The sequence below is a fragment of the Pseudomonas graminis genome (genome assembly GCF_900111735.1).
Taxonomy (GTDB): domain Bacteria; phylum Pseudomonadota; class Gammaproteobacteria; order Pseudomonadales; family Pseudomonadaceae; genus Aquipseudomonas; species Aquipseudomonas graminis.
The window spans coordinates 174,851-185,312 of sequence record NZ_FOHW01000007.1 but is presented as its reverse complement, the minus strand read 5'-3'; the positions used below and the strand labels follow the sequence as shown (position 1 = coordinate 185,312).

The following is a 10,462-nucleotide window of genomic DNA, read 5'->3' as shown; positions in this document are numbered from 1 at the left end:
TGGCTAAGATCTTTCGTCTCAACCGAGGCGCGCATTCTACAGCGTCTCTTGTCTCTGTCAAGCGGTTATTTTAAGAAGTTTTCAAAGTTTCCTTATCAACTTCAACCACTTGCGCTTCGTTCGACTTAACGTCTCACGTCAGCGGGAGGCGAATTCTACAGCGTTACAACCTGCTGTCAACTGCCTTTTTCACCGCTGTCGATTCAAGCATCTGAACCGAAGCATTCCTCGCTGCTTACTTCGTCCAACTCTTTGATTATCAAGGAGTTTTCCGTTTCGTCTGCGCCGGAAGTGGGGCGAATTATAGACAGATCCAGAGGGGCGTCAAGCACTTATTTGAACTTTATTCCAAACGAAGTGTAATCCGCCCGAATGCCCTCTTGCCCGCCTGGCACACGTGGGTCGCGCCGAGCTTGAACACGAACCCGCGATCTACAACTTCACCATCTATACGCACGCCGCCGGATGCAAGCAGGTCGCGAGCTACCGCAGAGTTCTTTACCAGCCCCGCCTTATTAAGGACGGCAGCAATCGGCATATCTTCGGGTGCAGCCAGGTCAATCTCCGGGAGATCTTCCGGAAGCTCCCCATCCTTCATACGGTTGCCAGCAGAACGGTGGGCGGAAGCCGCAGCCTCCTCACCATGGAAGCGCGCGACAATCTCTTCAGCCAGCTTGATCTTGATGTCACGTGGATTGGCACCCGTTTCGCAATCCGCTTTAAAGGCGGCAATCTCTTCCATGGAGCGGAAGCTCAGCAGCTCAAAGTAACGCCACATCAATGCATCGGGAATGGAGACGAGCTTGCTGTACATAATGCCGGGCGCTTCCTGGATACCTACATAGTTACCCAGCGACTTGGACATCTTCTTGACGCCATCCAGCCCTTCCAGCAACGGCATCGTCAGAACGCACTGCGCTTCCTGACCGTAGGCGCGCTGCAGCTCACGCCCCATCAGCAAATTGAATTTCTGATCGGTGCCGCCCAGCTCGACGTCGGCACGCAAAGCAACCGAGTCGTAGCCCTGCACCAGCGGATAAAGGAATTCGTGGATGGCAATCGACTGATTCGACTTGTAACGCTTGTCGAAGTCATCACGCTCCAGCATCCGTGCCACGGTGTACTGGGAAGAGAGCCGTATGAAGTCTGCAGGACTCAGTTGATCCATCCACGTGGAATTGAATGCGACCTCGGTTTTGGCCGGATCCAGAATCTTGAAGACCTGAGCCTTATAGGTCTCGGCGTAGTCCAGCACTTGCTCGCGGGTAAGCGGGGGACGGGTGGCGCTCTTGCCACTCGGATCGCCAATCATGCCGGTGAAGTCGCCGATCAGGAAAATCACCTGATGCCCGAGATCCTGGAATTGACGCAGCTTATTAATAAGCACCGTATGTCCGAGGTGCAGGTCGGGCGCGGTTGGATCAAAACCGGCCTTGATGCGAAGCGGCTGCCCACGCTTGAGCTTTGTGATCAGCTCGGCCTCAACCAGGAGTTCATCTGCACCGCGCTTGATCAGCGCTAGCTGCTCTTCAACCGACTTCATAACCGCCCCGTAGTGCCTTATTTCAAAGGGAAACAACCATACAAGATCAGCGCCCAAATACAAGTTCCAGCAATAGGTGCGCAACGAATCGGCTAGCGAGCCGATCGCAAGCTTGCCTCAGGCGAGATTTGGTTATATTTTATACAGTTATTTCATCTTCATCATGTCATTCATCTTTTCCATTTCATCTTTTTTCAAAGTCAAAATTACCTATGACCGACACTCCGCCTAAAGCGCCACCGCTTTATCCGAAGAGCCACCTGCTCGCAGCCAGCGGTATCGCCGCACTGCTTAGCCTGGCTCTCCTCGTATTCCCATCCAGCGACGTCGAAGCCAAACGAACAAACCTTGCTCTAGAACTGGACACACCTGCTGATCAGATCGAGCAAGAACAAGACGCTCACGAACAGACTCAAGCCACAGAGGCGCCCGTAGATTCTCCTTTCGCCCAGATCGAAGGTGATTCGACTGAGCCGGCCGCAACGGCGAAAAACACCAGCGATACCAAGGCTGCACAGAAAGAGCTTGCCACTGCCAAAGGCTCGACTCACCGGGAAATAGTGGTGTCGAAAGGCGATACGTTGTCTACGTTGTTCGAAAAAGTAGGGTTGCCTGCGACTGCAGTGCACGACGTTATTGCCAGCGACAAAAAAGCCAAGCAGTTCAGCCAGCTGAAAAACGGCCAGGTGCTGCAATTCGAACTCTCCCCCGAGGGCGACCTCAAGCAATTGCACAGCAAGCTGAGCGAGACGGAAAGCATCAGCATGTCCCGCACTGACAAGGGCTACACGTTTACCCGTGACGTGACCAAACCCAATGTCCGGACTGCCTACGTTCACGGAACGATCAACAACTCGCTGTCACAATCTGCTCAGCGTGCAGGCCTAAGCCATACCATGACCATGGAGATGGCAAACATCTTCGGCTATGACGTCGACTTCACCCAGGATATCCGCAAGGGTGACGAATTCGACGTGATTTACGAGCAGAAGGTCGTCAACGGCAAGACGGTCAGTACAGGCAATATTCTCTCGGCGCGCTTCGTAAACCGTGGCAAGACTTACACCGCAGTGCGTTACACGAATAAGCAGGGCAATACCAACTACTACACCGCGGACGGCAATAGCATGCGTAAAGCATTCATCCGTACGCCGGTCGAATTCGCCCGCATCAGTTCGCTGTTCTCATCCGGTCGCAAACACCCGATCCTGAACAAGATTCGCGCCCACCAAGGCATCGACTACGCTGCACCTCGTGGCACACCAATCAAGGCGACCGGCGATGGCAAAGTCATTCTTGCCGGGCGGCGCGGCGGTTACGGCAATACCGTGATCATTCAGCACGGTGAAACCTACCGAACGCTGTACGGCCACATGCAAGGTTTTGCCAAGGGCATTCAGTCCGGATCCAGCGTCAAGCAGGGCCAGGTCATTGGCTATATTGGAACCACCGGTCTGTCTACGGGTCCTCATGTTCACTACGAGTTCCAGGTAAATGGCGTTCATGTCGATCCATTGGGGCAGAAGCTGCCAATGGCTGATCCGATCGCCAAGTCCGAAAAACAGCGGTTCATGCAGGAAAGCCAACCTTTGATGGCTCGCATGGACCAGGAAAAGGCCACCATGCTGGCCTCGAGTAAGCGCTGACCCATGACTTTATATGTAGGTGTAATGTCCGGAAGCAGTCTGGACGGACTCGACTTCGCGCTGGTAGAACAGGATGACCGACCACGTTTGCTCGGCACCTACTACATTCCTATGCCCGACGATCTTCGCGCCGAACTGCTGGGGCTCTGCGCCAGCGGCCCGGACGAATTGGCGCGTGCTGGCATCGCAGAGCAGAAGTGGGTTCGTCTCGCGGCTCAAGGCGTACTGGCTTTGCTGGACCAGCAGAATGTGTCAGCCGGTGAAATCCGCGCTATCGGCAGCCACGGCCAGACCATTCGTCACGAGCCCGCCCGCGGCTTCACCATTCAGATTGGCAACCCTGCCCTGCTCGCCGAGCTGACGGGCATCACCGTGGTGAGCGACTTCCGCAAGCGTGATATCGCTGCAGGTGGCCAGGGCGCTCCGCTGGTTCCGGCATTTCATGAAGCGTTGTTCGACGATAACAAGGACTACCGCGCAGTACTCAATGTCGGTGGTTTCAGCAACCTCAGCCTGATCGAGATCGACAAACCGGTTTCGGGCTTCGACTCGGGCCCTGGCAATGTGCTGCTCGACGCCTGGATTCAGGCACAGCGCGGCGTGAGCTACGACCGGGATGGCGCGTGGGGCGCGAGCGGGACAGTCAATGATGCGCTGCTGAAGTCCATGCTCAGTGATCAGTTCTTTCAGACCAAGGGTCCCAAGAGCACCGGCCGTGAGGTGTTTAACCTCGGCTGGGTTCACCACCACCTGTTCCAGATGCCCACGCTGAGACCCGAGGATGTGCAGGCGACGCTGCTGGAAGTTACCGCATTGAGCATCACAGAGTCGCTGCAATCGGCACAGGCGCAGACTAAAGAACTGCTGGTCTGCGGCGGCGGTGCTCACAACAAGGCGTTGATGGATCGACTGGCAGCGCTGCTGCCAGCAACAAAAGTCACGAGCACTGCGGAATTCGGGGTTGATCCTGACTGGGTCGAAGCAATGGCATTCGCCTGGCTTGCGCACTGCGCACTCGAAAGTGTACCTGCCAACCGTCCGAGCGTGACCGGGGCCAAAGGCTTGCGTGTTCTGGGCGCGATCTACCCGGCTTAAGCGCCAGGCTCGCCATGCAAAACGCCGCGCAAATGCGCGGCGTTTTTGTGTGCGCCGGTCAGAGCGGTCAGATCAGATCGAGAACGAAGAGCCACAGCCACAAGTAGTCGCGGCGTTAGGGTTCTTGATCACGAAGCGAGAGCCTTCCAGACCTTCCTGATAGTCCACCTCCGCACCTGCCAGGTACTGGAAGCTCATGGGGTCGACCACCAGACTGACGCCTTCGCGCTCGACGATGGTGTCATCATCGGCAACATCTTCGTCAAAGGTGAAGCCGTACTGGAAACCGGAACAACCGCCCCCGGTCACGAAGACGCGGAGCTTCAGACGGTCATTGCCCTCTTCATCGACCAGAGTTTTCACCTTGTGCGCGGCACCGTGGGTGAATTCCAAAGCCACAGGGGTAAAGGATTCAACGCTCATGCTAAAAATCTCCCGGCGCTAAGCCGTCATAATGCGTAATGACGCGCATTATCCGCTTCTCCTAGAAAATTGGTCAACTATTGTGACGGCAGGTACAAGTCGCAAGCGACAAGCCGCAAAAAACAGCCCGCTATCAGCCATCGAGTTGAGACTTGAAGCCTGAAGCTTGAAGCTTGAAGCTGCTACTACGGCAACATCCCTGCGTGGGACAGGCCCAGCCGTTCATCAAGGCCAAACATGATGTTCATGTTCTGCACGGCCTGCCCCGAAGCCCCTTTGACCAGGTTGTCGATGACCGACAGCACCACCACCAGATCGCCACCCTGCGGACGATGCACCGCCATGCGACACACGTTTGCGCCGCGTACGCTCCGGGTTTCGGGATGGCTTCCGGCCGGCATAACGTCGACGAAAGGCTCATTGGCGTAGCGCTTTTCGAACAACGCCTGCAGATCGACCGACCTGTCGACGACTGTTGCGTACAACGTGGCGTGAATACCACGGATCATCGGCGTCAGGTGCGGCACGAACGTCAGCCCGATATCGCCGCCGGCAGCTCGGCGCAGCCCTTGGGTGATTTCGGGAAGATGGCGATGCCCCTTAACGGCATAGGCCTTGAAGCTTTCGCTGGTTTCGGAATACAGCGAGCCCACACTGGCGCCGCGACCTGCACCGCTGACGCCCGATTTGCAGTCCGCGATCAGGCGCGACGGATCGGCAAGTCCCGCTTCGAGCAGTGGCAGGAAACCCAGCTGAGTGGCGGTCGGATAGCAACCCGGCACCGCGATGAGGCGTGCGCCCTTGATGTGCTCGCGATTGACCTCCGGCAAGCCGTAAACCGCCTCGTCGAGCAGTTCCGGCGCACCGTGGGGCTGGTTGTACCACTTGGCCCATTCGACCGGGTCTTGCAGACGGAAGTCGGCGGAGAGGTCGATGACCTTGGTGCCAGCGGCGAGTAACTCGCCCGCCAGCGCATGTGCGACACCGTGAGGCGTGGCGAAGAACACTACATCGCACGCGCCCAGCACTTTGGAGTCCGGCACGCTGAACGCCAGGCCGTCATAGTGACCGCGCAGGTTTGGGTACATATCAGCGACAGGCAGACCTGCCTCGGAGCGCGAGGTGATCGCAACCACTTCAGCCTCTGGGTGTTGCGCCAGAAGACGCAGCAACTCGACGCCGGTGTAACCCGTACCGCCGACGATACCGACCTTGACCATAACCTGCCCCTCTACCAAACCAGTGAAAGCCGCTGATCATATGGGTCGATTGCCGATGGGACAACCGCGAACGTGACGTACGGGCGCGTAAGCCACTACTATTTGACACCGTGTTCCTGGAAACAAACCAAAATGCTCTATCTCTGGATTAAAGCGCTGCATATCGTTGCGATGGTGTGCTGGTTCGCCGCCTTGTTCTATCTGCCGCGATTGTTCGTCTATCACGCCATGAGTGAAGACTCCGTAAGCCGCGAGCGCTTCTGCACCATGGAGCGCAAGTTGTACCGCGGCATCATGGTGCCCTCGATGATCGCCACTTTGGTGTTTGGTATCTGGCTGATTGTTCTCGCACCGGGCTTCCTGCAGCAAGGCTGGTTGCATGCCAAGCTCACCCTCGTCGTCCTGCTGATTGGCTATCACCACGTGTGCGGCGCCCAGGTTAAACGCTTCGCACGCGGCGAACCTGGTCGCAGCCATGTGTTCTATCGCTGGTTCAACGAGGTACCCGTGTTGATCTTGCTGGCCGTGGTCATTCTGGTCGTCGTCAAACCGTTCTGACGCGCATTGCTAACATCGTATGAACTCAAGACAAGGAAGCCAGCATGGCGGAGCATTTCAAGATCGTTTTCGAGGGACAGCTGCGACCAGGCGTCGAGCTGGAAACAGCACGCCTGAACCTGGCGCAGCTATTCAAGACCGACGTGTCCGGCGTTGATCGTCTCTTCACCGGCAATCCCGTGACCATCAAGCGCAGCCTGACGCGGGACGACGCGCAGCGTTATCTCGCCGCGTTGAACGATGCAGGTGTCGAGGGCCGCATCGAGCCCGAGGAGCCCGTGTCATTGCGCCTTGAAGAAGTGGTCGAAGACGCTCCCCGTCCGGCTTTCGAACCTGCGGCATCCCCTTACGCACCGCCGCGCACCCCGGTCGCACAAGACTGGCCTGCCGTGGGCGAATTGAAGGTGTTTTCCATTCAGGGGCGTATCGGCCGTCTGCGCTACCTGGCGTGGAGCTTGGCGCTGGTGGGGGTCGCGATGCTGGTCGCCGCCCTGTGTGTCGGCGTCCTCAGCGTTTCTCTGGTCGCGGGCGGACTGCTCGGCACCGTTGCCCTCGTCGCGTTCGTGGTTGTCAGCATCCAGATCGGCGCCCAGCGTTTACATGACGCCGGTTGGTCAGCCTGGTTGCTGTTACTCAATCTGGTGCCGGTGGTGGGCAGCTTCTTTCCGATCGTGATGATGGCCGTCCCCGGCAGCACGGGCCCTAATCAGTACGGTCCGCCACCGCCTGGCAACACGCCGCGGGTCAAGGTCCTCGCCATTCTCTGGCTCGCGGTGCTCGCACTGGCGTTAGTCGCCGGGATGATGGGTGGCCTGGAAACGGTTCAGGAACAGGTCGAAGCCACCACCAGCGAATATGAGCAAGCGCTGCCTTACGATGATGACTCCAGTGACACGGAACAACCGACCGTTCCGGTTGATCCCGTAGATATTGGTGACTCCTCCGACAGCAACGACGACCAATAACTATCTGGCAGCAAGGACGCTGTCTCAATACGAGCTGCAAACACTGGAGAATTGCATGACCCGTTACGCCATGGTCACAGGTGCATCCAGCGGTATTGGCCTGGCGATGGCCGAAGCCCTCGCCCGCCGGGGTCGCAACCTTATTCTGGTGGCCAGGCACCGGGAGATGCTCGAAAGCATTGCGCTTGAGTTCACCCAACGCTTTGGTGTCGAGGTGCTGTTCCGCGCCTGCGATCTGGGCGAACCGCTACGCCTCTCGGGCTTTCTGCTAGAGCTCGAAGAAGGCTCGCGAAGCATCGATTTGCTGGTCAACTGCGCCGGCATCGGCAACAGCGGCCCGTTTCTCGCTCAGGAATGGGCGCAGGAGCAGGACCTGCTCGACCTTAACGTGCTCGCGCTAACGCGCCTCTGTCACACGGTTGGCAATCTGATGGCGGTCCAAGGCGGCGGTCAGATCCTTAACGTTGCCTCGATCATGGGCTTTCAACCCGGGCCGTGGATGAGCACCTACGCCGCGAGCAAAGCGTATGTACTGCATTTTTCCGAAGGGCTTCGCGAGGAGCTGCACAAAACCGGCGTGAAGATTTCGGTGTTGTGCCCCGGGCCGACGCGCACAGCGTTTTTCCGCACCGCACAGCTGGATGCCGGCAAGTTTACGCACGACAACCACATGACCGCTGAAGAGGTCGCGCTGTACACGGTCCGCGCGCTGGACAAGAACCGTGCGGTGATCATCCCGGGTTGGCGTAACAGGCTACTGACGCGCCTGCCGCGCTTTGCCAGTCGCTGGATGACGCGAAAGCTCTGGGGCTCGATTCTCAAATCTCGTACGTCAGCCTGACGCGGCCCATCGCAACAAACGGCTGGGCGTGATCCGGAGCGCTCAGTACACTGCCTTCATCCCCCTCGAAACGGAGCAAGAAGGCTGTGGATACTTTGTTCACCAAGATCATCAACCGGGAAATCCCGGCGAAGATCATCTACGAAGATGATCAAGTGCTGGCCTTTCACGACATCGCCCCTCAGGCGCCTGTGCATTTTCTGGTTATCCCGAAGAAGCCGATCGCCACCCTCAATGACGTGACTGAAGACGATAAGGGCCTGCTGGGCCATATCCTGTTCACGGCCCAGCGCCTGGCAAAGGAACTGGGTTGCGAAGACGGCTTCCGCGTGGTCATGAACACCAACGAGAAAGGCGGACAGACTGTCTATCACATCCACATGCACGTGCTGGGTCAGCGTCAGATGAGCTGGCCGCCGGGCTGAGTCATCGTCTCCGGTCCTCGTCGACCTGCCGGGTGCGCGTCCACGCCCCGGCGGGCTGACACCGGACAAGCCCGGTTACACCGTTTGAGGTAGACTGGCCGCCGTGGATTTACCCGGAGGCGCCCATGGCTACCGAACGTCACTACTCACCTATCGACCGTTTTCTGCTTCAAGCCGACGCTGCGATGAAAACGCTGCTGCCCGTCAGCGCGCACGCACATCGTCCTTCGCCTGCCATCGTTAAACCCGACGTCAAGATGAATGAGCCCGACACTCGGCATGTCGCAGGTCTCATGCGCATCAATCACACCGGCGAAGTCTGTGCCCAAGCGTTGTACCAGGGGCAGGCGCTCACCGCGAAACTGCCTCAGGTGCGCAAAGCCATGGAGCACGCCGCCGAGGAAGAAATCGACCATCTGGTGTGGTGCGAGCAACGCATTCATCAGTTGGGCAGTCACACCAGCGTGCTCAACCCGCTGTTCTACGGCGCTTCGTTTGGCATCGGTGCAGTGGCTGGCTTGATCAGCGATCGAATCAGCCTGGGCTTCGTTGCCGCAACGGAAGATCAGGTGTGCAAACACTTGAATGAGCATCTGGAGCAATTGCCGGTCGAGGACGAGAAGTCCCGGGCGATTCTCGAACAGATGCGCGCCGACGAGGAGCATCATGCAGAAAGCGCGCTCGAGGCCGGCGGTTTCCGCTTCCCGGCGCCGGTGAAATTCGGCATGAGCCTGATGGCCAAAATCATGACCAAGACCACCTACAGGATCTGATCGGATCCGCGGTAGGCCGGTCTCTATCAAAAAAGAGCTGCCGCTAAAAGCTGGAAACAAAAAAGGCGCCTGAAGAGGCGCCTTTTTTATACCGCTGAAATCTTAGACCGGCATGTTGCGGCCGTAGAAGATTTCGAGCATCTCGTGCTTCACGCGGCCAGTGACCTGCTCACGCTGTTCAGCGGAGAGATTGCTGGTGGCGTCGCCGAACAGGTAGTTGTCCAGCTCGAACTGCTTGAGCAGCATTTTGGTGTGGAACAGGTTTTCCTGGTACACGTTCACGTCAGTCATCTGGTAACTGTCGCGCGTGTCATCGGAAAGGTAATTCTGGATCGAGTTGATCTCGTGGTCGATGAAGTGCTTCTTGCCTTCGACATCACGGGTGAAGCCGCGCACGCGATAGTCAACGGTCACGATGTCGGACTCGAACTTGTGGATCAGGTAATTCAGCGCTTTCAACGGGGAGATCACGCCGCAGGTCGACACGTCGATGTCCACACGGAAGGTGGCGATGCCGTCAACAGGGTGAATTTCAGGATAGGTGTGAACCGTGATATGGCTCTTGTCCAGGTGCGCGAGGATGGTTTCCGGCAGCGGACCCGGCGATTCTTCGATCTGGCTGTCGGTCGGCGTAACCGGCTGCTCGGAGATCAGAATGGTCACACTGGCGCCTTGTGGATCGTAGTCCTGACGAGCGATGTTCAGGATGTTCGCGCCAATGATGTCGACGACATCGGTGAGAATCCGCGTCAGGCGTTCGGCATCGTACACACTGTTGATGTACTCGACGTAGGCCTGCTGGTCCTGCGGGGTTTCCGCATAGCAGATGTCATAGATGTTGAAGCTCAAGGTCTTGGTCAGGTTATTGAACCCGTGGAGCTTGAGTTTGCTTTTCACCGTTAAAAACTCTCTATATGGGTGCGGCGCTGGCCGCGTGATCAAGCATGCCCGTCAACTGAGCCCGGCTCAGCTG

10 protein-coding genes and 2 pseudogenes are annotated in these 10,462 nt (G+C 57.8%); 8 read left to right on the top strand and 4 right to left on the bottom strand.

Annotated elements, in window-relative coordinates; all coding sequences use genetic code 11:
• Positions 1 to 343 precede the first annotated feature (343 nt).
• Positions 344 to 1,543 carry a tyrosine--tRNA ligase gene (tyrS, locus tag BMY98_RS08015; RefSeq protein ID WP_074887074.1) on the bottom strand — a complete coding sequence of 400 codons (1,200 nt, stop codon included), beginning with the start codon at positions 1,541 to 1,543 and terminating at the stop codon, positions 344 to 346.
• A 212-nt stretch (positions 1,544 to 1,755) separates the two neighbouring features.
• Between tyrS and BMY98_RS28015 the strand changes: the two are divergent.
• From BMY98_RS28015 to BMY98_RS08005, 3 genes and pseudogenes are all read left to right on the top strand, one after another.
• Positions 1,756 to 2,002 (top strand): annotated as a pseudogene (locus tag BMY98_RS28015) (peptidase M23); the annotation flags it as partial.
• A 74-nt stretch (positions 2,003 to 2,076) separates the two neighbouring features.
• Positions 2,077 to 3,189, top strand: a pseudogene (locus BMY98_RS08010) (peptidoglycan DD-metalloendopeptidase family protein); the annotation flags it as partial.
• Between the two features lie 3 nt (positions 3,190 to 3,192).
• On the top strand, positions 3,193 to 4,284 hold the full coding sequence (locus BMY98_RS08005) for an anhydro-N-acetylmuramic acid kinase (RefSeq protein WP_074887068.1): 1,092 nt from the start codon (positions 3,193 to 3,195) through the stop codon (positions 4,282 to 4,284).
• Between the two features lie 72 nt (positions 4,285 to 4,356).
• Here the strand turns inward: BMY98_RS08005 and erpA are convergent, their stop codons facing one another.
• Together erpA and argC are read right to left on the bottom strand one after the other, a co-directional pair.
• Positions 4,357 to 4,707, bottom strand: a complete 351-nt coding sequence (erpA, locus tag BMY98_RS08000; RefSeq protein ID WP_065991366.1) for an iron-sulfur cluster insertion protein ErpA — start codon at positions 4,705 to 4,707, stop codon at positions 4,357 to 4,359.
• A 185-nt stretch (positions 4,708 to 4,892) separates the two neighbouring features.
• Positions 4,893 to 5,927 carry an N-acetyl-gamma-glutamyl-phosphate reductase gene (gene argC / locus BMY98_RS07995; RefSeq protein ID WP_074887064.1) on the bottom strand — a complete coding sequence of 345 codons (1,035 nt, stop codon included), beginning with the start codon at positions 5,925 to 5,927 and terminating at the stop codon, positions 4,893 to 4,895.
• 132 nt (positions 5,928 to 6,059) lie between these two features.
• On the opposite strand from argC, the gene hemJ reads away from it, so the two are divergent.
• From hemJ to coq7, 5 genes are all read left to right on the top strand, one after another.
• Positions 6,060 to 6,485, top strand: a complete 426-nt coding sequence (gene hemJ / locus BMY98_RS07990) for a protoporphyrinogen oxidase HemJ (RefSeq protein WP_074887061.1) — start codon at positions 6,060 to 6,062, stop codon at positions 6,483 to 6,485.
• 44 nt (positions 6,486 to 6,529) lie between these two features.
• Complete coding sequence (locus BMY98_RS07985) at positions 6,530 to 7,450, top strand: DUF805 domain-containing protein (protein WP_074887058.1); 921 nt, start codon at positions 6,530 to 6,532, stop codon at positions 7,448 to 7,450.
• A 55-nt stretch (positions 7,451 to 7,505) separates the two neighbouring features.
• Positions 7,506 to 8,291, top strand: coding sequence for an SDR family NAD(P)-dependent oxidoreductase (locus tag BMY98_RS07980; RefSeq protein WP_074887055.1), 786 nt, complete (start codon positions 7,506 to 7,508; stop codon positions 8,289 to 8,291).
• Between the two features lie 86 nt (positions 8,292 to 8,377).
• A complete protein-coding gene (locus BMY98_RS07975; protein ID WP_074887052.1) occupies positions 8,378 to 8,716 on the top strand; it encodes a histidine triad nucleotide-binding protein in 339 nt (112 codons plus the stop codon).
• Positions 8,717 to 8,841: 125 nt separating this feature from the next.
• A complete protein-coding gene (coq7, locus tag BMY98_RS07970; RefSeq protein ID WP_074887049.1) occupies positions 8,842 to 9,489 on the top strand; it encodes a 2-polyprenyl-3-methyl-6-methoxy-1,4-benzoquinone monooxygenase in 648 nt (215 codons plus the stop codon).
• Positions 9,490 to 9,591: 102 nt separating this feature from the next.
• Here coq7 and speD read toward each other — a convergent pair whose 3' ends face one another.
• Complete coding sequence (speD, locus tag BMY98_RS07965; RefSeq protein ID WP_037019204.1) at positions 9,592 to 10,386, bottom strand: adenosylmethionine decarboxylase; 795 nt, start codon at positions 10,384 to 10,386, stop codon at positions 9,592 to 9,594.
• Positions 10,387 to 10,462: the final 76 nt, after the last annotated feature.

What these genes read in the sequence shown, in the direction of transcription:
- tyrS (WP_074887074.1), bottom strand. Translation starts at nt 1,543, where the DNA reads ATGAAGTCGGTTGAAGAGCAGCTAGCGCTGATCAAGCGCGGTGCAGAT.
- BMY98_RS08005 (WP_074887068.1), top strand. Translation starts at nt 3,193, where the DNA reads ATGACTTTATATGTAGGTGTAATGTCCGGAAGCAGTCTGGACGGACTC.
- erpA (WP_065991366.1), bottom strand. Translation starts at nt 4,707, where the DNA reads ATGAGCGTTGAATCCTTTACCCCTGTGGCTTTGGAATTCACCCACGGT.
- argC (WP_074887064.1), bottom strand. Translation starts at nt 5,927, where the DNA reads ATGGTCAAGGTCGGTATCGTCGGCGGTACGGGTTACACCGGCGTCGAG.
- hemJ (WP_074887061.1), top strand. Translation starts at nt 6,060, where the DNA reads ATGCTCTATCTCTGGATTAAAGCGCTGCATATCGTTGCGATGGTGTGC.
- BMY98_RS07985 (WP_074887058.1), top strand. Translation starts at nt 6,530, where the DNA reads ATGGCGGAGCATTTCAAGATCGTTTTCGAGGGACAGCTGCGACCAGGC.
- BMY98_RS07980 (WP_074887055.1), top strand. Translation starts at nt 7,506, where the DNA reads ATGACCCGTTACGCCATGGTCACAGGTGCATCCAGCGGTATTGGCCTG.
- coq7 (WP_074887049.1), top strand. Translation starts at nt 8,842, where the DNA reads ATGGCTACCGAACGTCACTACTCACCTATCGACCGTTTTCTGCTTCAA.